We start from the raw sequence: 24,906 nt of genomic DNA, 5'->3' as shown, positions 1-24,906 counted from the left end.
TTAATCCCTCAACAATGCGTTGAACTCTGACTTGAGTTCAGAAACTACCTTATCTACCATCTCAGCAATTTCTTTTTCTTCAAGTGTACGAGTGTTGTCTTGTAGTGTAAGTGCTATCGCCAGACTCTTTTTGCCTGTTTCAACACCTTTACCTTGGTATACATCGAACAAGTTTAAGCCAACCAACTGATTTTCGCCAACTTTTCTTATCAATTTTACAACATTTCCTGCTGACACACTTTCATCAACAACGATGGCAATGTCTCGACGGTTTGCTGGAAACTTAGATACAGTCTGGGCTTGCGGCAAACTTGCGTGTAATAAAGCGTCTAATTCAAGCTCAAAAACAATGGTCTTTCCATTAAGACCAAATGGCTTTTCTAGCGATGGATGTACCGCACCAATGACACCAATTACTCGATCATTTCTTAATATTTCAGCACATTGCCCAGGATGAAGCGCTGGGTGTGTTGCTGATCTAAAAGTAAATTCTTGTTCTGAAACTGTCAAGCCGATAATTGCTTCAAGGTCACCTTTAAGATCAAAGAAATCGACTGTTTTGGCTTCCATTGACCAATGTTCATCATTTTGCGTCCCAGAAATTACCGCGCCTAACATCGCTTGTTGACGAACGTTAGAATCAGCTGTTTCGTCAGGCACGAATCGAAGACCCGTTTCAAATAAACGCACTCGGTTTTGCTGACGGCTTTGGTTATAGCCCACTGCACCTAATAAACCGGTAAACATTGACAAACGCATTGCCGACATTTCAACAGAAATAGGATTCGGTAGCACCATGGCTTCTTGCTCAGGGTGTACTAAGGCCTGCAATTTAGGGTCAACAAAGCTATAGGTCACCGCCTCTTGGAAGCCACGAGCGACTAGCATGCTGCGTACACGGCGTAAGTTAATGTCTGACTCTTTATGGTCAGGCATGCTCAATGAAGCCACAGGCGCAATGTTTGGAATGTTGTTGTAACCGTAGATACGTGCCACTTCTTCTATCAAATCTTCTTCGATAGCCATATCAAAGCGATAGGTCGCAGTAGTTACACTCCAGCTGCCTTCATTGACTTCAACGCTAAAGCCAAGGCGAGTCAAAATTTCACTGACGTCGGCGTCGCTAATATGATGACCTAGTACACGGTCAAGCTTGCTACGACGTAACACGATGTTAGCTGGCTTAGGTAGGTGTTCATCAGATTTAGACTCAACAACTGGGCCAGCTTCACCGCCACAAATATCCAGTACTAAACGAGTCGCTCTGTCGATAACTTTATGCTGCAGCTCAGGGTCAACACCACGCTCAAAGCGGTGTGAAGAATCAGTATGCAGGCCAAGTCGACGAGACTTACCCATAATCGCAAGTGGTGCGAAGAAAGCACACTCAAGCATAATATCTTGAGTTTTATCCGTTACGCCTGACGCTTCACCGCCAAACACACCTGCTAGTGCCAATGCTTGTTGCTGATCGGCGATAACTAAGGTGTCATCCGGTACAGTGATTTCATTGCCATCTAGTAAAGTAAGCTTCTCTTTACCATCAGCAAGACGAATCGTGATATCGCCATTGAGAGTAGCCAGATCAAACGCATGCATTGGCTGACCAAACTCAATCAATACATAGTTGGTCACATCAACAATCGGGTCGATTGAACGTATACCACTGCGGCGTAACTTCTCTTGCATCCATAATGGTGTAGGCGCTTGCAGGTTAACACCTTTAACAATACGACCTAAATATCGTGGGCATGACGCTGGCGCTTGGTTGTCGATAGCAATGACATCATCAATTGATGGCGTCACGGCATCCCAACTCGGCGTGGTCACTTCCGCACGGTTTAGAACGCCGACTTCACGAGCTAAACCTACCATACCTAAACAGTCGGCACGGTTAGCAGTCAAATCTACATCAATAACGGCATCTTCTAGGTCAAGGTACTGGCGAATATCGGTGCCAATTGGCGCGTCACTTGGTAGCTCGATGATGCCATCGCTTTCGATATCAATGCCAAGCTCACCGTATGAACAAAGCATGCCGAAAGATGGCTGACCACGCAGCTTAGCCTTCTTAATTTTAAAATCACCAGGTAGTTTAGCTCCTACCATTGCCACAGCGACTTTAAGCCCCTGGCGGCAGTTAGGCGCACCACAGACGATGTCAATCAATTCGGCTTCGCCGACATTAATTTTGGTTACGCGCAATTTGTCGGCGTCAGGGTGTTGGCCACATTCAACCACTTCACCAACCACAACACCGCTAAACTCACCAGCAACGGCGTCAACACCGTCAACTTCTAGACCAGCCATCGTAATTTGATGTGATAACTCATCGCGAGTCACCGCTGGGTTGACCCACTCACGGAGCCAAGATTCACTAAATTTCATGCTGTTACTGCTCCGTTATTTGAATTGCTTAAGGAAACGTAGGTCATTCTCGAAGAATGAACGTAAATCGTTAACGCCATAACGCAACATCGATAGACGCTCAACCCCCATACCAAAGGCAAAACCTTGATACTTTTCAGGGTCAATACCTACACTGCGCAATACATTGGGATGTACCATGCCGCAGCCAAGCACTTCTAGCCATTTACCGTTCTTACCCATTACGTCAACTTCTGCAGACGGTTCTGTGAATGGGAAGTAAGATGGACGGAAACGTACCTGTAAATCTTCTTCAAAAAAGTTACGTAAGAAATCGTGCAAGATACCTTTTAGTTCCGCAAAGTTAACGTTCTCATCCACTAATAACCCTTCAACCTGATGGAACATTGGGGTATGCGTCTGATCGTAGTCATTACGGTAAACACGACCTGGAGAGATAATACGCAAAGGAGGTTGTTCATTTTCCATGGTACGGATTTGTACGCCTGAAGTTTGCGTACGTAACATGGTTTTCGGATTGAAATAGAACGTATCGTGATCGGCACGTGCAGGGTGATGCTCAGAGATATTAAGCGCATCGAAATTATGGAAATCATCTTCGATTTCTGGCCCTTGCTTGACACTGAAGCCCAACTCACCAAAGAAAGTTTCAATACGTTCGATTGTACGAGTGACAGGGTGTAAGCCACCATTATCAATGCGACGGCCAGGCAGAGTAACATCGATACTCTCAGCTGCTAACTTAGCTTCTAGCTCAGCGGCTTTTAGCTTCTCAATACGCTGTGTTAGTTGCTTTTGAACAGCTTGTTTTGCTTGGTTGACAGCTTGACCAAATGCTGGCTTTTCTTCAGCACTTAATTTACCCATCATCTTCATCATGTCGGTAATCTTACCTTTCTTACCTAGGTAATCGACACGAAGCTTATCGAGGGATTTTAGATCATTTTCCCTTTCGATAGCCTCCAAGGCCTGTTCTACGATCTCTGTTAAGTTTGACATCATCTCTTCCAGTGCGGTTGGCCTAGCTTTTTAGGCCATGGCGTTCATTGCTAGCTATTTATCTTACGAAAATAGAAAAAGAGACAAATTTTACGTGAGCTTGGCGACTTTGACTAGGGGTAATTGGTTCTTTTTTACCACAAAAACCGCTTATATTGGTCGATGCGGCTTTATTGAACAACCTAAATCCTTACCTTGACTATTTCTCGCAGTCTGCATCAATGCGATATACACTCTTGTAGATAATAATTACAAATGCGCAACCCTAAGCGCGCAAATAAACAACAGTTAATTAAAATATCGTCATTTATCGATTAAGTTGTTCGATGATGAACCGATAATAACAAAGACAAGCAATGAAACCGCTAGCCGGATAGAGAATGAACTATGAAAGAAGTCAAATTTCGTTGGATAGACCAATACCTTATCCATCTGACACTAAAAGCCAAATTTACTATTTTAGCCATCATCCCCATTGTGACTCTTATTGCACTATCAGTACTGCTGTATAGTCAGTTCAGCAATAAACTCTCAAGTAGCCACCAACACGCCGCCATCGAACACGCTAATCAATTAGTGCGGGTTGCAGAGATCAGTCAGCAATACATCAATCCCGAACAGCAGCAACGTTTTATCGATGATTTACGTAATGCAGGCCTAGTCCAGCCTACGCAGCAGTTGTCCTCATCACTAATGCAAGCGAAAAGACAACAACAGGCCGTTAGCCAAGGTTCGAAGCAAATCGCGTTAAGCAATACCAGTGGCGATCTCACCGCGACACTGCCGGTGGCCTCCCACCGCGAGGCGCTGGCCGAATCACGAAATATAGTGATTGGCGCATTGGTATTGCTCATTTTGGTGGTATTAATCAGTAGCTATTACATTTCCACTTTTGTTGGTGGCGCACTGTATACCAGTGTAATGGCGTTAAAACGGGCCGCCGACGGTGACTTAACTGGCCGTCTGAACTTTTTTGAAGTAAAAGATGAGTTCAGTATCTTAGCAATCAGTATCGACACGTTAGTTGAGCGCCAGCACACACTAGTTAAACGATTAACCCAAGCAAACGATCAGATCCGGCAAGTGGTGCAAGATTTCCGCCATACCGCAGAAGATGGCCAGTCTCTCGCGGCAAATCAACGCTCGCACCTTGATTCTCTGGCAACAGCCATGGAAGAGATGACAGCAGCAGTAAAAGAAGTGGCTCGCAATGCGGAGCAATCTTCGCTTGAAACCCAAGAAGCCAACCATCAAGTGGAAAAAGGCTCCAAAGATATTGCAACCACGGTTGACGCTATTGGTGTGCTATCTAATGAAATTGAAGATGCTTCAAATGCCGTCACCACGTTAAATGATAACGCGGCTAAAATTGATGAAGTCGTCACCACGATTAACGCCATTAGTGAGCAAACCAACCTATTGGCATTGAATGCCGCCATTGAAGCCGCACGCGCCGGTGAACAAGGACGAGGGTTCGCAGTTGTCGCCGATGAAGTTAGAACCTTAGCAGGCCGTACTCAAGAGGCAACGGTAGAGATCAAAGCGATGATTGAGTCATTACAAACAGGCTCAGAAAACCTGACACATGTAATGAAACGTACTGTTGATAAAGCTGAGGAAGGCAAAAAACATGTACTCAATACCGGTGATGATCTTAACGCCATCTCTCACCATAGTAACAAGGTTTATGAAATGAGTGTGTTAATTGCCACATCGGCCGAGGAGCAATCAGCCGTGGCCAATGAAATAGCCACTAACCTGATGGAAATACGCAATCAATCTCACAACGTTGAGCAATCGGCAAATCAATCTGTCTCAGGTTGTGATGAATTGCATGCAACGGCTGAAGAACTTGACCAACTGTTAGTTGGGTTAAAAATCTAAACACTGTGAAACCTATGTTTACAATAAATCAGGAGCTGCGGCTCCTTTTTTATTACGTGAAAATAAACAACAGTTTAATGATTGTTAAATTTGTTCTATGGTAATAGACAGACTAGTAAAACCGCTTGGACACCGCAGTACCTATGGAAAAACCGAAAGACAGTAGTGTTTTGTCTGCTAATAATCACTGGCTTAACAGCTTACCGTTTAAACTCTCTGTTATTCAGTTTGCCGTCGCAATCGTCATTATTGCCACCAGCATGTGGTTAATATTTTCTATAGAAACCAAGCATCATATGGAAACCGAGCAGACTCTGAGCCAAAGTAAAGGCCAAGCCATTGTCGCGTTAGCTCAAGAAGATGTCGCTAAAATTGAGAGTCTTGCACTTGCTGTTGGTAGCATTGGTGAAACCTATCAAAAGCGCAGTATTGAGATTGCCAACTTGGTCCCTCCCATGTTGGATATTAATCATTATCATAATTTAATTGTCGGCGGCGGCGTATGGCCGGAACCTGGCGCATTTAACGAGAATAAACAGCAAGACAGTTATTTTTGGACCCGCAGCGATGATCAGCAATTTGTGCGGGTATACAGTTACAACGACGACGGCGAGCGCTACCAAGATGAGCCTTGGTACAAACCCACCCGTTTTATTCCCCATGGCAGTGCTTATTGGTCTCCCGCCTATACCGACCCGCACACTAAGGAAATAATGGTTACCGCATCGGCTCCTATGTGGCGCGACCATGAATTCATTGGGGTGTCTACGGTCGACATTCGCCTAGAAGCTATCAATAAGTTTTTTAATAGTGCAGATTTTACCGCTAATGCCGGTGGCTATGTGTTTGTGCTTGATAGTCTTAATCAGCTATTGTCATACCCACTTGATACCCAACCCAGCGGCGAATCAAATACCACTCCTGCTGCTGATGCGTTCCTGGCGCAACCTTTTACCAGTTATGCCGCAGCTTTCCCACAAATGGAACCTATTAATGAAGCCATAGCCGTGGCAGATAGTGACTTTATTAAGCGCTCAGAGCAGTCGCCTCTGTATCAGGCAGAACAATTAGACGAGTTATTTGAGGGGGTGAGTCGCTCGCAGCGCATTAAACTGGCAGCCATTATTAATGCCAATACCAATCGCAGCGAAACCACCACCAAAATGATCTCTACCTTCTCTATTGAACGAGACCCGATGCAAGGTGAGTCAGCCTTAGTAACGGTCTTTATAATGCCTAAGACCCATTGGAAAGTTGTTCTGGTTACACCGGTCTCCTCCTTGGCAGCACAAGCGAATACGGTGGCCATTAAGATTGGCGCGTTTTTACTGCTATCTCAGCTAGCAGCGTTGTTTATTTTGTTTCTGAGCCAACACCGATTATTTGTTAAACCTGTGGCGGTAATGGCCACCAGTTTAGATGAAGGCAACACCGCGCAACTTGAGCTCGATGCCAATACCCGCAAAGATGAAATTGGTAAGTTAGCAAGAGCATTTATTGCCAGAAGCCATCAGCTTGAAGTGGCCTATGCGAGCCTTGATGCTAGCAACTTAGCGTTAGAGCAGCAGTTAGTCGTGCAAAAACAAGCACAGAGCGAACTCAAGGTTAAAGAAACGGAACTGAGTTCTTTATTAAATGCCTCTCAGAACCTTATCTGCATTAAAGATGTCGATGGTAGCTACAACTTGGTTAATGACAAGTTCTGTGAAGTGATTGGTATTGAAAGGGACAAGCTCATCGGCTTACGGGATATCGACATCTACCCGCCTCATATCGCCGAAATCGTTGCTCACCACGATAGTATTGTCTATGGGACCGATAAGCCCCACTGCTTTGAGCAGCCCATACCGACCGCCCATGGCGAACAAACCTTCTTGGTATCTAAGTACCCTATTAGCAATGCAGAAGGCATGGTCACCTCTATTGGCGCGATGGCAATCGATATTAGTCAAATCACCAATCAGCGTGATGAGCACACCGAAACCATTAGTGAGCTAAAACAACAGCTCAACACCTTACAGACGAATCAATTGGCCCTACAACAAACAATTGAAAATGGGACTAAACTGCAAGATGAGCTAGCAAAGCAGTTGGCACATTCACAGCAGTTAGCCACCATCAACCAGCAAAACCAAGGGCTATATCCGCAGTTTATGGACAATGCGCTATTGGCGCTATCAAACATTCAAGAGCAGTTATTCACCCATCTCAATCAGCCACAATCGACTGAACAAAACGAGCAACAGTTCGCGATGTTGCTGGCGAGGCAAACCGATAATTTACGTCACTTGCGTCAGTTGCTTGGCCATGCCACAGATGGCCGCGCGATCAGGTTATCGCAGTTCTTATTACACTTTGATGCGATTATGACGCCGATACTGGCAGAAAAGCGCATTCGCCTTAATGTGAGTGCTAAAAATGCCAAGCACGTGCAGTTGCCGCCATTGACGTTGTTGCAGATATTTTTTGGTTTACTGCAAAACTCAGCGTCAAGGGCATTCGATCCAACCAATATCCCAGACAATGCTGAAATTGAGTTGTCGGTAGTGGTTAATGATCAATGCATCGCCATCGACATTCGTGACAATGGGGTTGGCTTAGACAAACAACAATTAGAAAAGCTCAATCAGATGCTCGCCCAACGAGCAGGTTCAGGTACCTTGTATGAGCTGGCATTCTGGCTCAACACAGAGTTTGATGGCCAACTGCACATTGATAGTGAAGCCCATAAATATACGGCAATATCTTGTCAGCTTAAATTGACCCACTTTAGCTAGCGCTCAAACAGATTAAAGGTCAAACAAATTAGCAATCTGGCTGCTTGGTGGGTGCTCAAAGGCCTACACAAGGGTTTGAAATGAGAGAAGGCCTATAAACAAATTAGCCAGTTAAGTTCAACACTTAACTGGCTAATACTAGGCATTTGACGATTGGCTTATTTTAGATCGACATCAACTAAATAGTGACCTTGTAGCCAGTTGCGGCCGATAAGTAGTTTGTGACTCATCTTGCTACGATCACGCAGATTCACTTTCACCTTGTACTCTTCACCAGGCTCGCCAATCTTAAGTTCTACCATGTAGCGTATTTCACTGCCCTGGGCGTTGCGTATGAGCGAGGTTTCAACAATCATCGCATCTACTCGCTTTGACTCGCCCTTCTCATTTTCTGTGGTAAAACTAATGATTTTACCGACATTGGCTTCCATATCCTCAACACCACCAGCAATATCGAGATCAACAGCATGTAGAGAGTTCTCAACGGCGCCGGTATCAATACGGGTGCTATAAACTAAACCTGTCTCTTCAATACTTATCGGTGCGACTGGACCAATCAGCTTTTTCTCAGCAACATCGACAATGTATTTGCCCTTTAGCCAGTTACGTCCTATCAGTAATTTATAATCCATATGGCTACGGTCACGAAGATTGACACGTACCGTACGCTCATCGCCATCAAATCCGATATCTAAATCGACCATATAACGGGTTTCGCGGCCCTGTGAATTACTCACAGTAGAGGTTTTGACAATTTTTGCACTGAGGCGCTTACGTTCACCTTCGCCATTTTCCGTGGTAAACCATACCGTTTTACCAATATTGTCTTTCATCTTTTTGGCGCTGCCGCCTTCAACCTCAATATCAAACGCATGCAGAGAGGTGTTAACGGCACCGGTATCAATTCTAGCTTCATAGTGCAGTTGAGTTTGTGCCACAAGCATATTAGCACTTTGGCCAATAATCGCTTTATCTTGTGCCCACAAAGGCGATGAGAAAAGTACTACTAATAAACCGAGCTTTTTCAGCATAGATGACCCAATTGTGTATGTTTAAATAAAAGATAACTGACTTCAGTGAATGAGCTTAATCTTTATCATCACTGACTAGCCATTGCCGAGCTTGTGTTTTTTGCTCCGCATTGAACACCTCTACTTGGCAAGGCATCATTATTGCCAAAGCGTTCGCGACACCTGTTGAATGTTCACTGGCGGAAATGATGACAACTCTAGAAATATCCGTCAAATGAAATAATGATAATGTCGCTTCTTCCCATAAAGATCCTAACGTCATGCTAGTAAAGTCTTTATCAAACTCATACCAAATTCTTACGCTTGCATAACGTTGTAAACGTTGTTGGACTTCTGCTAACAGTGAAGTGATATCTTCACTGTCGACAGTATTAGTTAGCCTTACAGCCACAATATTATCTGAAAACTCATTTAACAACATCAGCATAAGCGTATATCTCCATCTTATTCTAATAAATGAACAGCAAGACAAATAACAACAAAAGTGTGGCAGTAAATATACAGTGTAACAAGTGGGGTTGATACTGATGATAGCTACGTATGCAGTGTAAATGGTGGCTAAACTGGATAGCCAGCCAGACTAAAATAAACGGCACAAAAGGTAAACAGACAATCATTGGGAAGAAACCCCAGCCTAAATCCACTGCGTTGTGGCTAAAAACATAGAGTGCGCTGCAAAATAGCATCAACAACAAATAGATGCCAAAGTGGACTAAATAACGTGCTGAACGGTGAGAGTGCATGTTGAGTCCCAATGCCTGATTAACTTAACATTAGGACTGCCACCTCGATAGAACAAGCGCTGACTTGTAAAAGACTGTAACTATTTATAATTGTTAAGCAATGAGCTTGGCAATTTCCTGATCAAATAGGTTTTTAATCAAGCCGGAAAACTCAGTGATAAATAAGGTCTGCTCTGAAGTCGCTTTACGCTTGGCCACATTAGCCAAGATTTCTTCTAGGTCATAAACAATGGCATCAATCTCACGGATCACATGATTACGCTGCTCAAAATTTAATGAGGGATTTTGTCCACACACCATAATGATTTGTGCAGATAACTGCTCTTCAAACAGCTCCATCACAGTTTCATCTGAGGCACTATTTGCTCCGGGCGTTTCAAATATACCCAAGTGCTCAGTAAGATACTGAATTAGGTGCATGTAGCCGTCTTTATCTGTAACCATTATTAACCTATCTTTACTTAAAATTAGATGCAGCAGTTAAACCGCATCTAACAAACATCTTACGGGCATTATGAAACAGTTTCGTCAAACTGTCTCATGCCCAAATCAAATTTTTGTACTATTGCGACAATTTCAATATAAAACTGACAGGAACCGCATAGCTAATCACCGGCAGCCCAGCAATGTCGCGCAGTTTATCTATCCCTTTGGTTAAATCAAAATCACCAGCATTAACAATCAATGGTCCATGACTCACTACCATTAGCTCATTGGCTTTGAGTTTAGCAACCACCACAGACATTGGCATGGGTTTACTTTGACCGTGCAAGCTGATTTTAGCATCAACCTTCATCACCAAGGTATCACCCGCAGCCATGGCATCCACTTTCGCTTTATCGACTTGAGCACTTAAAGCGAGCTCAGGGTATTTAGCGACCTCAAACAAGATATCTTTAACCCGAGTATCACGGATTTCAATATTGGTCGATACACTACTTAGGGGAATATTGAGGCTAAACTTGCCGCTGTCATCCAATTGACCTGAGACTTGATTAAAGCGGTTAACTTCGGCCACATTGCCCTTTTTGGTAGAAATAAAGTTCACTGAAGAATCTTGGTTGTCTACATTCCATGGCGCAGCAAAACAGGTTGTAGACAACATAGTAAGTGCAGTACCGAGTATCAATCTTTTCATTTCAGCTTTCCTTTTATCAATGCCGAGCGACTCAGTTAAGTCGTTGCTAATCTTTGCAAGTTAGGGGATGCATTAGTAACTGTCAACAAACAAAAAAGAGTCCTTATTAGGACTCTTTTTAAGTATCGACCATTAAATTATGGTGCTAATCTGCTAATTGACCAAGTTTCATCCTGCTTTTGATATAAAAAGCGGTCATGCAGACGATATTCCCCACCCTGCCAGAACTCTATACTGTCTGGGCGTACAAGGTAACCGCCCCAAAACTTCGGTAGTGGCACTTCACCTTGACTAAATTTGGTTTTCATTTCTGCAAATTTAGTCTCTAGCGCCTGCCGAGCCGATATTTTACTCGACTGCTTTGACACCCACGCCGCTATTTGGCTCTCCTTTGGCCGCGTCATAAAGTACTTTAATACTTCAGTTTTCGACAAAGGTTCTGCTACGCCTGTGACAGCCACTTGACGCTCCAAGCTATGCCACGGAAACAGCAAGCTCACTTGACTGTTTAATTCAATATGCTGTGCTTTGCGGCTTTCCAAATTGGTAAAAAATACAAAGCCATTGTCGTCAAAACGCTTAAGCAGCACGATTCGTTGAAACGCTTGTCCTTGTGCATCGACCGTCGCAACCGACATCGCAGTTGGATCGGGCAGAACCTCAGAATCTCTCACCTGCTCTAGCCAGGTGGCAAACAGATCCATCGGCTTTGCTGGTAACTCGTCACGGTTTAAACCACCTAAAGTGTACTCACGGCGAATATCACTAAGTTTAGACATCTATCATCCTTTCTTTGTCTTGCAGGCGCTGTAACAACGCTGAATTATTCTACTAAGCCCTTGCCTACAGCCCACACATGGAGCATTTCTAGCCCAAGTGTCGCGCCAGCTAGCGCAGTAATTTCAGCATTATCATACGCGGGAGCAACTTCGACCACATCCATGCCAACAATGTTCATTCCACGTAGGCCACGGATGATTTTCATCGCTTTGTCGCTAGTGAGACCGCCACATACCGGCGTACCGGTACCTGGAGCAAAAGCAGGGTCTAGGCAATCAATATCAAAAGTGACATACAACGGCATATCACCCACCCGTAGTTTAATCTGCGCAACGATTTCATCTGCCGACATATCATTAGCAGCGGCGGCGTCAATCACCTTGAATAAGTGATTGTCGCTTTCATATTCTGTGCGAATGCCTATCTGGATTGAATGCTCAGGGCTGATAATCCCCTCGTTAGGGGCATGATAAAACATGGTGCCATGGTCGTACTTACTGCCTTGGCTGTAGGTATCGGTATGGGCATCAAAATGCAGCAATGCCATTTTGCCATGTTTTTTGTAGTGTGCGCGTAATAGCGGCAAGGTGACAAAGTGGTCACCGCCAAAGCTCAACATCGCTTTACCGGACTCAACAATTGCTGTGGCAAAGTCTTCTACCCTTTGGGTAAAATCAGCAGCATCGCCACAGTCGTACACCAAATCACCGGCATCCACAACGTTAATATGCTTGCTAAGGGTGAAATCCCACGGCCAACGCGTTTCTTCCCAAGCGAGATTGACTGATGCTTGTCTGATTGCACCCGGTCCCATCCGTCCACCTGAGCGCCCTGTGGTCGCCATATCAAAAGGTAAACCTAGTACTACAACATCGGCGTCGCTGTTAAGCGGGCTGAAGTTAAGTGGTAATCTTAAATAACCAAAAGCGTTAGAGTACAAAGAGTAATCTGGCTTATCGTTTAAGGTAGTCATATGTTCTCCATCAACTTTAACGCGTGGCGCTAAAGCGTTTCGCAACAAAGGCGAATGTCATTACGTTGATAATGGTTAAACTGAACATTATCACTTTGTTCACTAACAATAGAACAAGTTGACTGGGTTGCGCCCGATAGTTCATGTTCAACGGGGTGCTGATTAACAGCTATCACGTCCCAACTCTCTGGGGCAAACAGTGCAAGTAGTGCATCTGATACCCGCTTGAGTAATTGAGGCGCGGTAATATTGGTTTCAAAGCTCACATAGGAGTGCGCTTTTTCTGGGGTAACATGTATGGTGAAGTACTCAGCTTGATTGACCCCATTGACTGAATAACCAAAGGGAGAAAACAGGTGATCATCAATCGTAAACTCAGGCAATAATTCAGTTAACTGCAATAAGGCTCTTATATGCATTACTGACAATGATGACCCACGTAATTGATTGGCCACGTCGGCATCAATATGATGCATCAACAGCTCGTAAGTGACCGGCGCGGGGCGAGAACTTGACTCACCATAGGCGAGAAAAAGATAGTGATGATGACTGTCTAGATGACCGACACGATAGCCTTTACCGTTGATAACTTGACGCAATTGAATCAACTCTTGATCAAAGCTCGCTAAACTCACCTGATGGCGATATTCATTTTTACGCTGATAACTCGCGACACCAATCTGCGCAGCACCTAGTTTTTCAATTAAGGTGGCTAATGCAGGACTGAGTAACGTATCACCACAAGTTAGCATGCGTACTCTATCGTGCCAGACGAATAAACTCGACTCGCTAAGCAAGTAGGCATCACATGATTGATGGTGCACTACAGATAGGATATCAGCGCCGCACGCAGCGACTAGCTCTTGCCAAAACTGAGGTGGAAGCTCACGCAAGCTATCACAATTTGGCCGCAGCGCAACATCAATGATTTTCTCTGAACCTTCAAACATCTTCGCTGTTACAGTTACCTCAATAGTGGCGACAAAGCGTGAAACCTTGCCGCCAAATCAGCTGCAGGTGATTTAAGAGAAGTCTTCCAAGTAAGTGTACCCTTTTAGGCCTACTTGTAACTCTTCCAAAATATTTGCCCGCTCTGACTCATCTATGTGCTGGTTTACTAGCTCTTCATAGGTGCGCATAAATGATACAGCATCGAGGTTAACGTAACGCAGGACATCCGCGACCGTATCACCTGCCAGTACCGACTCAATATTGACTAAGCCTTCATCATCAAGACGCACCACCGCTGAGTTAGTGTCGCCAAATAGGTTGTGCATATCACCAAGGATCTCTTGATAAGCCCCCACCAAGAAAAAGCCTATCAAATAAGGGCTTTCTGCACTCCAAGCTGGCACAGGCAAGGTGGTTTCAATACCTTGTCCGTCAACATACTGATCAATCGCCCCATCAGAGTCACAGGTAATATCTAACATCACTGCCCGGCGCTGTGGCTCTTTGTCGAGTCCCGATAACGGCATGACCGGAAAGACTTGATCAATACCCCATGCATCTGGCAAAGACTGGAACAATGAGAAGTTAACAAAAAACTTATCGGCGAGTTTTTCGTTCAACTCATCAATCACCGGCCGGTGGAAGCGGTACTTACCGCTCATCACCCCTTTGAGCTCATAACAAACCCGCAGGTTAATTTGCTCTGCCCAAGCACGTTCAGTTAGGCTCATTTGCCCAAGCGCAAACATTGAGTGCACTTCAGCTAAATCACTTTGACAATCATGATAGACCTCAATCAATGCCCGTTGATCCGCTCTAGCACTGACTTCATTCCATGATTGCCACATATTTTGTAGCAGTTGCGGCGCATCTTCAGCCGGTGGCTGCACATTTTCAGGATGATAGGCTTCAGTACCAATCACATCGGCAATCAACACTGCATGATGGGCAGTTAAGTATCGACCAGATTCTGATATCAATCGCGGCATAGGTTGCTCATATTCATTACAAATATCGGTCAGTACGCTGACAATATTGTTGGCATATTCCGTCAGGCCGTAATTCATCGAGTTGCTGCTTTGACTGCGGGTACCATCGTAATCAACCGCCAAACCGCCACCGACATCGAAACATTTTACATTGGCGCCTAGCTTTTGTAGTTCACAGTAAAAGCGCCCTGCTTCGCTAACACCACGGCGAATATCGCGAATATTGGCGATCTGCGACCCCAGATGGAAGTGCAATAACTGCAGACAATCGAGCATGTCGTTATCTTTAAGTGAATCGATCACCGTCAACACTTGCGCTGCAGATAACCCAAACTTAGATTTTTCACCGCCACTGGCTTGCCACTTACCTTTGCCCTGGAACGCCAAACGCACACGCAAGCCTAAACGAGGCGTAACGCCAAGCTTTTTGGCTTCAGCAAGAATGACTTTAAGCTCGGACAGTTTTTCTAGCACGATATAGACTTTGTGACCTAGTTTTTCGCCAATCAAAGCTAAGCGTATGTATTCAATGTCTTTATAGCCATTACAAATGATCACTGAGCTGGCTTTTTGCGCCATAGCTAGCACTGCCATCAGCTCAGGTTTTGAGCCGGCCTCAAGCCCCAATTGCGGCACTTCTTTGGCCACTTGGCTGGCGAGGATCTCTTCTACGACCGTTTGCTGCTGGTTAACCTTAATCGGGTAGACAAGCAAATAATCTGATTGATATTCATAACGCTGAATAGCTTGGTTAAATGCATGGCATAAACTATTCACCCTATGGTGTAAGATCTGCGGGAAACGGACTAGTACAGGTAAATTCACACCTGACTTAACCATGTCCTTAGCTAGCTCGTTTAATCCGATACTATGATCAGGGTGACTAGGATCTGGTGATACAGTCACCTCTCCAGACTCACTAATGCCGTAAAGCCCTTGGCTCCAGTAATTTACATTGTATCCAGCATAAGCATCTTTAATAGACCAATTACTCATCTTTTCTCAACCTGTCTATTGAAAATCAACCAGGCTATAACAGCCTGCACTTCAGCACGGTAGAGCCTATCGCAATCCACTGCGCTGTGTTAACCATAAAAGAACCATATTACACCCACGGCTATTCGCCAAATAATTCTGGTAAATTCAACCGAAAATATGCCCCAAAATCCATAGCATCCGCATGAAAAGGCGCGCAATTAAACATCCTAAATGGCCTAAAAGCAAGTATTAGATCACGGTTTGTTGTCGACCATAACGCCCCAGTGTGCGATTGTTAAACTAAGCTAACATATCAAAAACCAAAATCGCCCAAAGTTTGTCGATAAAACACAAAACATCTACAGCATATTGTGCGTTTTTCCACTATAATCAGCCGCGAAAATAACCGCAGTAAAGAGAGCATCATGGCACAAATTGGTAAGAAATGTACGCTTGACGTTGTTAAGCAAGTCGATTTTGGGGTGTACTTAAATGCCCATGACCTAGGTCAGGTATTATTACCCAATAAAGTCGTCCCTAAAGATTGCCAAGTTGGCGACCAAGTTGACGTGTTTCTTTATCTCGATTCTGAAGATATGGTGATTGCTACCACTAAAATGCCACTTGCTCAGGTTGGCGAATTTGCCTACCTCAAAGCGGTAGCAACCGGTCCATATGGTGCCTTTCTTGATTGGGGCCTTGAAAAAGACCTACTGCTGCCCTTTGGCGAACAATTAAGAGAAGTCGAAGTGGGCCGTTCATATTTAGTCCATATTTACCGCAACAGCGCCGACGAGCGTATTGTGGCATCGGCAAAAGTGGATAAGTTTTTGGATCTCACCCCACCGCCTTATAAAAACGGCCAAGAAGTTAATCTGATTATTGGCGGTCGTACTGATTTAGGTTTTAAAGCGATTATTGACCATAGCCATTGGGGCGTACTGTATAGCAATGAAGTTTTTTGTAGCTTAAAGTTCGGCCAACGTCTAAAGGGCTTTATCAAGCGTGTACGTACCGACGACAAAATTGATTTGATCTTGCAGCGCGGTGTTAAGCAAGAGCTGGATAAACATGCGACCAGTATTATCATCAAGCTGAAGCAAGCGGGTGGATTCTTGCCACTTAACGATAAGACAGATGCCGATACTATCTATGCACAGATGGGAATGAGTAAGAAAGCCTTCAAAAAGAGTATTGGTGGTTTATATAAGGCAAAGCAGATCTCTATCGCACCCGATGGTATTCGTCTACTGGATTAACGCATATCCACCGGCTTGATTAACTCTTGTCCATCTAAAGCCATAACATAGCGGTTTGATGTTGATTAAAAGCTTAGCTTTGATATAACAAAGCTAAGCTTTTTTATTGGGACCGCCATATGATCACCTTAACCACCACCGAAGCCAGAGTCATTGGCTGTTTACTTGAAAAAGAAAAAACCACCCCTGAACAGTATCCGTTATCTCTTAACGGGCTAACATTAGCCTGCAATCAAAAATCAAGCCGAGAACCGGTGATGGCATTAACGGAATCTGACGTCCAACAGGCCTTAGACAGTTTAAGCAAAAAGCGCTTAGTTGCAGAACAAACAGGTTTTGGCTCTCGGGTTGTCAAATATACCCATAGATTCTGTAATACCGAATTTAGTGCCCTGCAATTAAGCCAAGGGCAGCTGGCTATAATGTGCCTACTGTTATTGCGCGGCCCGCAAACTGCCGGGGAGTTACGTACCCGCAGTAATCGCCTACACAGTTTTACTGATGTCGCTGAAGTCGATGAAGCCTTAAACCAGCTCGCGGCACTAGAGCCTGCCTTAGTTAAGCAATTACCAAGAGAGCCTGGTAAACGCGAGAGCCGCTTTACCGAACTGGTTTCTGAGCTTGGGCAAAATCAACAGACTGCCACTGCGCCAGCGCCCCTCACGTCAGCAGCCACAGCAACTGATAGCGACTTGCAGCAACGGGTTAGTCAATTAGAAGCCGAAGTGGCTGCATTGAAAACGCAATTACAACAATTGCTTGAATAGAACTCGTTACATCTTTTTGCCTAGCAAATGTTTCTTAGCAATAAAGAAGTGCTAGTCTAGGCACAGTAACAAAAGACCCAGTAAGGAATCACCATTGCAAAGTAATGCCCCTATAGCGACCGCGCCTAACGGCATAAGCGGCAATTCACAGTTAACCAATATGTTGCTGCTTGCTAAACATGAGCTGGTTAAACTTCTTTTCAATCGCCGGGGTGTCATTGCCTTAGCGGCATTTGCGTTAGTTTGGGGGCTGCTATTGTGGTACCCAATCCGCGAAGCTTCGAGCTTTCTCATTGACCCTAACTTTAGACAACTGCTCGCCAGCGTTTTTGGCGAAGCGGCTGTCGGCAATCTGTTCCTGTGGCCGGTTGCTGAAATGGCGGTGTTCTGGGTGGCAGCGCTATACTTGTTTCCCTTATTTAGTATTTTTGTCTGCGCAGATCAGTTCTCCTCAGATAAAACCCGTGGCACTTTTCGGTTTATTAGCTTAAGAACGGGTCGTAACGCCCTATTCTTTGGTCGGTTTAGCGGCTATATGCTCATTCAAATGATACTACTGGCCATTACTGTGATAGCCAGTGTATTGCTTGCCAGTAGCCGCGAAGCGAGTTTATTGATGTCAGCTTTGATGTCCGGTGTGCTGGTATTCATCAACATCACCATCATCTTACTGCCTTACACCGCAATGATGGCATTGCTATCGCTGTATGCCAATTCGGCAAGACAAGCGACTATCTACGCCATTTTATTTTGGGCGATCACCTCAATTGTTATAGGCATTGTTAGTCACTATTTACCCATGCTCAGTGAAGCCTTACAGTGGATTCTCCCCGGTGCGCAAATATCGTTAATGATTAACACCCAAGGTATAGGCACACTCGCTTATGCCCCTATCCCAATCATACAGGCAGTTGTACTGCTATTTATTGGCCGAAGCTATATGATGAGGAGTGCGTTGTAATGCTAATAAGCTGTCAGAATTTAAGCAAAAAATACGGCAATAAACTGGCATTGAATCAGGTGTCTTTATCGCTACAAGCCGGCGCGCCTATTGCGCTAGTCGGGCCAAATGGAGCGGGCAAAACAACGCTGTTCTCGCTGCTTTGTGGTTATATTCTTCCTTCTAGCGGTACATTATCGATACTAGGCCACCCACCAGGAAGCAAAGCACTATTTGGACTAGTTGCCGCGCTACCTCAAGATGCACAGCTTGACCCCTCACTGTCGATTATCAGTCAATTAAGCTTATTTGCTCAACTGCAAGGTTATAACGCTAAGCAAGCTAAACAAGAGAGTTTGCGTGTACTGGGTTTAGTCGATCTTGTGCATGTGGCTGACCAAAAGCCGCAATCACTAAGCCACGGCATGAGCAAACGCGTTTCCATTGCACAGGCACTTATCGGCTCACCCAAAATAGTCTTGCTTGATGAACCTACCGCCGGTTTAGACCCGGCTAATGCCAAAGCAATCCGTGAGTTGGTGCAACAGCAATCTGGACATACAACCTTTATTATCAGTTCACATAATCTAGATGAGTTAGAAAAACTCTGTGATCAGGTGCTGTATTTAGATCAAGGTGAGTTAGGCCAGTCAGTTTCAATTCAGGACGAGCTCAACGATGATTATTTAACGCTGTCAATGCAACACTGTGATGCGGTGTTATTTGACCAAGTTGTATCCGCCATAGGCGGCATAAAATCGGTAGAAAACAAGCAGAGTAATGAATATGTCATTCACTATGATCAAACGGTTGCTAAGCAGCTAGAAGTCACCCTGTTTGGTTTATTCGAACAACATAACTGGCAATATAAAGCGCTGATTAAAGGCCGTACATTGGAAGACAAGCTATTTTCTTAAATAGATAGCGATTGAGGAAAGCAGGCAGAGCCTGCTTTTTTTATGCCTGTTTGTTGTAAGAGTGAGTATAATACCAATCAGTATAAACATTTAGTCACTCAGCGAGAGTTTAGCGGTTCTGAGGCAAGGTCCTTAAATGCTCCTGCATTAATAACATTCACCACATCCATGTGGTTTGCAACGAGTGAAGAGCATAGTTGTTCTACGGTTAAGCTCGTTAACACAGCATCAGGACTGCTAAAACTCGCCATTCTGGCGCGTTTTTGGCTACCTACTTCTGCGTTGAATAACCTCACAAGGGAGTAACCATTGTCTCAGTACTCACTTTGAATTAGCCGGCCTTGAATTAGTTTGCCAAAAGCGCACTGAGTAGATCAAATTCTTATACTGATTGGTATAAGGCGCGAACCAAAGCGTTGTGACTAACAGCCCTAAGTGGCAGCGCTGCGGTTCGACAGTCGCTAAATGGCGCTGTTTAGCCTAGCAAAGTTAATAAACAGACATAAAAAAGAGCTGCGATAAATCGCAGCTCTTAGGAATCTTTTCATATATAGCTTGAAGCTATATAAAGGCAAGCTTAGATAACAGTTACGTTCTCAGCTTGTGGACCTTTTTGACCTTGAGTCACGGTGAAAGAAACTTTCTGACCTTCGTCAAGAGTTTTGAAACCGTCTGAGTTGATCGCACGGAAGTGTACGAAAACGTCTGGGCCAGACTCTTGCTCGATAAAACCAAAACCTTTGTCAGAGTTGAACCACTTAACAACGCCAGTAACTTGAGACATGATATAAATCCTGTAACTTAAATAAAATAAAGCCATAAACGGCAGTAGAGCTGGAAAATGCCGGTATTACTTATGTTAACAGGACGAACGGATCGTATTGAACACATAAAAATAAGCCCAACCTTCAAGCTGCACTTACTATAAATCATTCTGGCAGTATGTCAACAATCATTTCATATGATGAAACAGAGTTTTTTTACTTAAATTTCTGTCAGTTGGTGCAGCTTTAATAGCGAAAAAAAATTACTAAAAACTGAGGTTTTACTCAAATATGAAAAATAGACTGCCTAAACAACTGATTACCGATTAACTGGCTCGAAAAACTTCAATCTTAAAGTCTAATTGGCACGTAAGGCCCTGCGCTATTAGCGTTTGCTTCTGTTCATCGTTAAGCTTCCAACTATAGGGTGTCATATCTAAAAAGTGCTTTATGTCGTTACTTGGCAACAAAACTAAATCACTCACTAGGTTTTCACCGTGTAGTCTCTCGAAGCCACTAATGACACTGGGTGTTTCAATATGCTGCTGTGGATTATCGTAGATCAGCTCTTTTAGTGCGAAATGATGCATTGGCCCCGCTGACACGGTGATCAAAATGGCACCTTTTTTCGCTACACGATGCAGCTCTTCATCAAGTGAAGGTGCATAGATTCGCAGCATAAAATCAAAACTGTCATCACTAAAGGGCATCTCAAAACTGCTGGCCACGCAAAAGTCGATAGCTTTATAGCGTTTAGCGGCATAACGCAGCGCTGACTTAGATATATCCACGCCCTGCAAGCTAAACTGATTATGTTGATTGAGTGCGTCATGAAGCCGATGGCTGTAATACCCCTCTCCACAGCCAATATCGAGCCCAGCACTCGCGTTAGCGGCAAATTCAACCGCCAATTCATTTACTCTGTCGCTTAAATGTTGATAGTAACCCTGATTTAGAAATTCACGCCTTGCCAGCATCATCTCTTTGTTATCACCCGGGTCTTTTGAGCGTTTTTTTTGCACGGGAAGAAGGTTAACGTAGCCCTCTTTTGCACAGTCAAAACGATGATTATTGGCACAGGACCAAGTGCGGACATCTAACGTCAACATTTGACGGCATATTGGGCAAGCGTAGTTCATGATATTTCCAAGCGGCAACGGGGTGGATTAACTGTTTTTCTCGTCTAAGAGTAAGTTTTCCACCATGGCATTCATTTCTGGCGTAGACAATAACTGATAGTACTCTAGTTTTCGATATAAACTTTCATCACAGCCGGGTTGATTGGCACTGTATTGCCAATTATTGCGCTCCATCGCTTGTTGATACTGCTGAGACAGCCACTGCTTTTTACGTTGTAGCTGCGCATCAATACTGGCAATTTTTTTGAGCTGCTCATTAGGACGGTTGTTGGTATGGTCTTGTAACATCAGCCCTAAATCGGCGCACACCATATCGATTTCACTGAGCTCAAGCAATAGCTGTTCAGTATTCGCATTATAATCATTTGCACGATTCAATAACGCTTTGGCTCGCCTTAACTCTTTTTGGCCGGTAAATAAGCGCATGTCATTTTCTAGGGCAACAAGCTGCCAGCCATGGTGAATATGCGGGGTAACACATAATTGGCCATCACAGTTGTCAATATCGATGCGAATACCTTGACGCAGCAACTGTAAACATAATATTGGCGACCGACCTAGCTCGCTAAATAACCGCCAACCTTGCCCCACAGAGCGACGAAGGCTTGGGGGTTTATCAACGTCAGAATTGAGCGTTAATCGCGGGTCTGCAACACTACCTATTAACTGAATATAGGGGTGTAACCGAGCCAGTATCGCGGTGCTTAATTCACTATGTTCGACAATCACAAATTCACCTAGATGACCATTAAGCGCCTCAAGCATACTCAAATCCCCTACAGTTTCAGGCAACTGCAGAATAAAACTCGACGTTTGCGTAAATCTGATGATTTTTGGCGTTGTTAAAATAGGTTCAAACATAGGCGATATTTATTAGTATTATCAAACAATTGTAACCATAAACTGTGAAACAAACCAGTGTCAAAATGATTCAATGCTCTGCAATCGCACCAAGGAGCCATAAAGCCAAAGGACAGTACCCGATTGCAGTGCTATGATAAGCGCAATGAATAACAAAGACATAGACACTCATGGCTTCAACACAACAAGAAACCATATTCTGGCACGATTATGAAACTTTTGGTGCCAATCCGGCCAAAGATAGGCCCTCACAGTTTGCCGGCGTTAGAACTGATTTAGATCTAAATATCATTGAAGAAAGCGTAACATTCTACTGCAAGGTGGCCAATGACTATCTGCCACAACCAGAGGCAATTTTAGTCACCGGTATTACGCCGCAATTAGCTAACTTAAAAGGCACAGTTGAGCCGGAGTTTATGGACAAGGTTCATAGCCAGTTTAGCCGACCCAATACCTGTGTTGCCGGCTACAACTCACTACGATTTGATGATGAAGTCACTCGCTATGGCTTCTATCGTAACTTTTATGACCCTTATGCAAGGGAGTGGCAAAATGGTAACAGCCGCTGGGATATCATCGATTTAGTGCGTGCATGTTACGCCTTTCGACCTGAAGGTATTGTATGGCCTGAAAAAGCAGATGGCAGTCCTAGCTTTAAACTAGAAGACCTCACCAAAGCCAATGGCCTAAGTCACGACAATGCCCATGATGCAATGTCAGATGTCTATGCCACTATTGATATGGCGCGCTTAATTAAGCAAAAGCAGCCAAAGCTATACGAGTATTATTTTTCCTTGCGCCGTAAAGCCGCGGTAAGCAAGCAAATTGATGTACTCAATATGCAACCACTGGCACATGTGAGCTCAAAAATTAATGCCATGCACGGCTGTACCACACTTATCGCTCCTCTCGCCCACCATAGCCAAAATAAGAACGCCGTGATTTGCGTTAATTTAGCCATGGATGTCAGCCCGCTACTTGAGTTAACCGCCGACGAGATTAGGCAGCGCATGTACACCAAGCGCAGCGAGTTGGCCGAAGATGAGTTACCTATCGGACTAAAACAACTGCATATCAATAAATGCCCGTTTATTGCACCAGCCAAATCGTTGACCGATGATAACGCGCAACGACTGGATATCGATAAAGAGTTTGCTAGAGCGCAATATAAGCGCTTAAGGCAGCATCCAGAGATCCGCGAAAAGCTGGTCGCGGTGTTTGATGTCAAACATGAGCAAAGCAGCCAAGATCCCGACCAGCAACTGTATAGCGGTGGCTTTTTTAGTCATGCAGACAAAAGTAAGATGGAGATCATTCGTCACACTGCACCCAAGAACCTTGCCGCACTCGCATTAGATTTTGATGATCCTCGTTTAGCAGAAATGCTATTTAGATATCGTGCTCGCAACTATCCCGAGACACTTGATCACAGTGAGCAGATGCGCTGGCGCGAATACTGTAAAGAGCGCCTGAACGATCCGGATTACATGGTACGGCTTGAAAACCTTGTCAATGAAACCGCTAACGATGAGGCAAAACAAAAGCTGCTTACCGCACTTTGCCAATACTTAGGTAACCTGTAATTTTTTAACGGTTATGGGATCAAGTTCAACTTGCCCATAACCAATGTTACCTACAATGAAACAATCTTAAGCTTTTTACTAAAGGAACTGACGCATGCAAGACAGATTTATTCACTGCATCGCTAAGCTGCCAGCCTCGTTGCAAACCCATATTCTTCCCATATTGAACCAGGACTTTGCAGGTCATATCGACGCACAACAAATTGCTGAGTTATGCGATGCCTGCAACATGACAGAAAAAGCGCTATTGTTGGCACTGCTGCCCGTTGCAGCTGCATTGGCCAAGCCGCCTATCAGCCAGTTTCATGTTGGTGCAATCGCCAAAGGTAAAAGTGGTGATATTTATATGGGCGCCAACCTCGAGCTAAACGGTGAAGCCCTGTTTCACTCTGTCCACGCCGAGCAAAGCGCCATTAGTCATGCATGGCTAAGTGGTGAGCAACAAATCGTCGATATTATTGTTAATGCGTCACCCTGTGGCCACTGTCGGCAGTTCATTAATGAACTGGTACAAGGGCAATCAGTTACTATTCACCTGCCAGAGCAGCCAAGTCAGCCATTGAGTCACTACCTGCCCTATGCCTTTGGCCCCAGTGACTTAGACATTACCGAAGCCTTGCTAAGTAAGCAGCAGCATCCGCTTGATTTTGATAGTGCTGATCCGATGATTATCGAGGCGCTAGATCATGCCAGCCTAAGCTACGCCCCCTACACCCACAGTTATGCTGCAGTGGTATTGGAAACCCAAGACGGTCACACTTACTGTGGACGCTACGCAGAAAATGCCGCATTTAATCCATCAATGATGCCGATGCAGATGGCGCTATCGACCTTAGTCCGTCACAACCGTGATTTTAGTGAAATAAAGCGTGCGGTACTGATAGAGTCAAGCCTAGGGAAAATATCTTTAGTGGGGGCGAGTATGGATGCCTTGCACGCGAGCGCTGCCGTAGAGTTGGAACACATTGTCATAGAAGCTAGCGAGTAGTCTGTGAGCCAGCAATAAAAAAGAGGTTGCTAAGCAACCTTTTTTTTATCTCTACCT

22 protein-coding genes are annotated in these 24,906 nt (G+C 44.5%); 8 read left to right on the top strand and 14 right to left on the bottom strand.

The window, feature by feature from the left end:
- Both pheT and pheS read right to left on the bottom strand, forming a co-directional pair.
- On the bottom strand, positions 1 to 2,388 hold the full coding sequence (pheT, locus tag FLM48_RS09065) for a phenylalanine--tRNA ligase subunit beta (RefSeq protein ID WP_179024414.1): 2,388 nt from the start codon (positions 2,386 to 2,388) through the stop codon (positions 1 to 3).
- 15 nt (positions 2,389 to 2,403) lie between these two features.
- A complete protein-coding gene (gene pheS, locus FLM48_RS09060) occupies positions 2,404 to 3,387 on the bottom strand; it encodes a phenylalanine--tRNA ligase subunit alpha (protein WP_179026320.1) in 984 nt (327 codons plus the stop codon).
- Between the two features lie 387 nt (positions 3,388 to 3,774).
- On the opposite strand from pheS, the gene FLM48_RS09055 reads away from it, so the two are divergent.
- Both FLM48_RS09055 and FLM48_RS09050 read left to right on the top strand, forming a co-directional pair.
- Positions 3,775 to 5,271: a methyl-accepting chemotaxis protein gene (locus FLM48_RS09055; protein ID WP_179024413.1), complete on the top strand. Its 1,497-nt coding sequence runs from the start codon at positions 3,775 to 3,777 to the stop codon at positions 5,269 to 5,271.
- 143 nt (positions 5,272 to 5,414) lie between these two features.
- Complete coding sequence (locus FLM48_RS09050; RefSeq protein WP_179024412.1) at positions 5,415 to 8,048, top strand: PAS domain-containing protein; 2,634 nt, start codon at positions 5,415 to 5,417, stop codon at positions 8,046 to 8,048.
- A 158-nt stretch (positions 8,049 to 8,206) separates the two neighbouring features.
- Here FLM48_RS09050 and FLM48_RS09045 read toward each other — a convergent pair whose 3' ends face one another.
- From FLM48_RS09045 to speA, 8 genes are all read right to left on the bottom strand, one after another.
- Positions 8,207 to 9,079 carry a RimK/LysX family protein gene (locus FLM48_RS09045; RefSeq protein ID WP_028772970.1) on the bottom strand — a complete coding sequence of 291 codons (873 nt, stop codon included), beginning with the start codon at positions 9,077 to 9,079 and terminating at the stop codon, positions 8,207 to 8,209.
- Positions 9,080 to 9,134: 55 nt separating this feature from the next.
- On the bottom strand, positions 9,135 to 9,506 hold the full coding sequence (locus FLM48_RS09040) for an STAS/SEC14 domain-containing protein (protein WP_179024411.1): 372 nt from the start codon (positions 9,504 to 9,506) through the stop codon (positions 9,135 to 9,137).
- Between the two features lie 409 nt (positions 9,507 to 9,915).
- Complete coding sequence (locus tag FLM48_RS09035) at positions 9,916 to 10,266, bottom strand: DUF3802 family protein (protein ID WP_028772973.1); 351 nt, start codon at positions 10,264 to 10,266, stop codon at positions 9,916 to 9,918.
- Positions 10,267 to 10,384: 118 nt separating this feature from the next.
- Positions 10,385 to 10,960, bottom strand: a complete 576-nt coding sequence (locus FLM48_RS09030) for a YceI family protein (RefSeq protein ID WP_028772974.1) — start codon at positions 10,958 to 10,960, stop codon at positions 10,385 to 10,387.
- Positions 10,961 to 11,097: 137 nt separating this feature from the next.
- Positions 11,098 to 11,739 carry a pyridoxamine 5'-phosphate oxidase gene (gene pdxH / locus FLM48_RS09025; RefSeq protein WP_028772975.1) on the bottom strand — a complete coding sequence of 214 codons (642 nt, stop codon included), beginning with the start codon at positions 11,737 to 11,739 and terminating at the stop codon, positions 11,098 to 11,100.
- Between the two features lie 44 nt (positions 11,740 to 11,783).
- The gene (gene speB, locus FLM48_RS09020) at positions 11,784 to 12,713 is read right to left on the bottom strand and encodes an agmatinase (protein WP_028772976.1); all 930 of its coding nucleotides are present in this window, start codon (positions 12,711 to 12,713) and stop codon (positions 11,784 to 11,786) included.
- Between the two features lie 29 nt (positions 12,714 to 12,742).
- The gene (locus FLM48_RS09015; protein ID WP_037470893.1) at positions 12,743 to 13,663 is read right to left on the bottom strand and encodes a hypothetical protein; all 921 of its coding nucleotides are present in this window, start codon (positions 13,661 to 13,663) and stop codon (positions 12,743 to 12,745) included.
- 72 nt (positions 13,664 to 13,735) lie between these two features.
- Complete coding sequence (speA, locus tag FLM48_RS09010; protein ID WP_179024410.1) at positions 13,736 to 15,649, bottom strand: biosynthetic arginine decarboxylase; 1,914 nt, start codon at positions 15,647 to 15,649, stop codon at positions 13,736 to 13,738.
- A 407-nt stretch (positions 15,650 to 16,056) separates the two neighbouring features.
- Between speA and FLM48_RS09005 the strand changes: the two genes are divergently transcribed.
- From FLM48_RS09005 to FLM48_RS08990, 4 genes are all read left to right on the top strand, one after another.
- Complete coding sequence (locus FLM48_RS09005) at positions 16,057 to 16,890, top strand: S1 RNA-binding domain-containing protein (protein ID WP_179024409.1); 834 nt, start codon at positions 16,057 to 16,059, stop codon at positions 16,888 to 16,890.
- Positions 16,891 to 17,012: 122 nt separating this feature from the next.
- On the top strand, positions 17,013 to 17,657 hold the full coding sequence (locus FLM48_RS09000; RefSeq protein WP_179026319.1) for a YceH family protein: 645 nt from the start codon (positions 17,013 to 17,015) through the stop codon (positions 17,655 to 17,657).
- Positions 17,658 to 17,817: 160 nt separating this feature from the next.
- Complete coding sequence (locus tag FLM48_RS08995; protein WP_179026318.1) at positions 17,818 to 18,618, top strand: ABC transporter permease subunit; 801 nt, start codon at positions 17,818 to 17,820, stop codon at positions 18,616 to 18,618.
- The gene (locus tag FLM48_RS08990; RefSeq protein ID WP_179024408.1) at positions 18,618 to 19,514 is read left to right on the top strand and encodes an ABC transporter ATP-binding protein; all 897 of its coding nucleotides are present in this window, start codon (positions 18,618 to 18,620) and stop codon (positions 19,512 to 19,514) included. Before FLM48_RS08995 ends, FLM48_RS08990 begins: the two co-directional genes overlap by 1 nt.
- 98 nt (positions 19,515 to 19,612) lie before the next feature.
- Here FLM48_RS08990 and FLM48_RS08985 read toward each other — a convergent pair whose 3' ends face one another.
- From FLM48_RS08985 to FLM48_RS08970, 4 genes are all read right to left on the bottom strand, one after another.
- A complete protein-coding gene (locus tag FLM48_RS08985; RefSeq protein ID WP_179024407.1) occupies positions 19,613 to 19,810 on the bottom strand; it encodes a hypothetical protein in 198 nt (65 codons plus the stop codon).
- Between the two features lie 281 nt (positions 19,811 to 20,091).
- Entirely contained in the window at positions 20,092 to 20,298 is a 207-nt protein-coding gene (locus FLM48_RS08980; RefSeq protein ID WP_028767115.1) for a cold-shock protein, read from the bottom strand.
- Positions 20,299 to 20,604: 306 nt separating this feature from the next.
- The gene (rlmA, locus tag FLM48_RS08975) at positions 20,605 to 21,417 is read right to left on the bottom strand and encodes a 23S rRNA (guanine(745)-N(1))-methyltransferase (protein ID WP_179024406.1); all 813 of its coding nucleotides are present in this window, start codon (positions 21,415 to 21,417) and stop codon (positions 20,605 to 20,607) included.
- Between the two features lie 27 nt (positions 21,418 to 21,444).
- On the bottom strand, positions 21,445 to 22,182 hold the full coding sequence (locus FLM48_RS08970) for a hypothetical protein (RefSeq protein WP_179024405.1): 738 nt from the start codon (positions 22,180 to 22,182) through the stop codon (positions 21,445 to 21,447).
- Positions 22,183 to 22,448: 266 nt separating this feature from the next.
- Here FLM48_RS08970 and sbcB point away from each other — a divergent pair, with 266 nt between their 5' ends.
- Both sbcB and cdd read left to right on the top strand, forming a co-directional pair.
- On the top strand, positions 22,449 to 23,861 hold the full coding sequence (gene sbcB, locus FLM48_RS08965; protein ID WP_179024404.1) for an exodeoxyribonuclease I: 1,413 nt from the start codon (positions 22,449 to 22,451) through the stop codon (positions 23,859 to 23,861).
- A 94-nt stretch (positions 23,862 to 23,955) separates the two neighbouring features.
- Positions 23,956 to 24,849 carry a cytidine deaminase gene (gene cdd, locus FLM48_RS08960; protein WP_179024403.1) on the top strand — a complete coding sequence of 298 codons (894 nt, stop codon included), beginning with the start codon at positions 23,956 to 23,958 and terminating at the stop codon, positions 24,847 to 24,849.
- Positions 24,850 to 24,906 lie beyond the last annotated feature (57 nt).

It is taken from the genome of Shewanella sp. Scap07 (genome assembly GCF_013394145.1).
GTDB lineage: Bacteria > Pseudomonadota > Gammaproteobacteria > Enterobacterales > Shewanellaceae > Shewanella > Shewanella waksmanii.
Note: the sequence above shows the minus strand (reverse complement) of the source record. Positions and strands in the feature narration are given on the sequence as shown.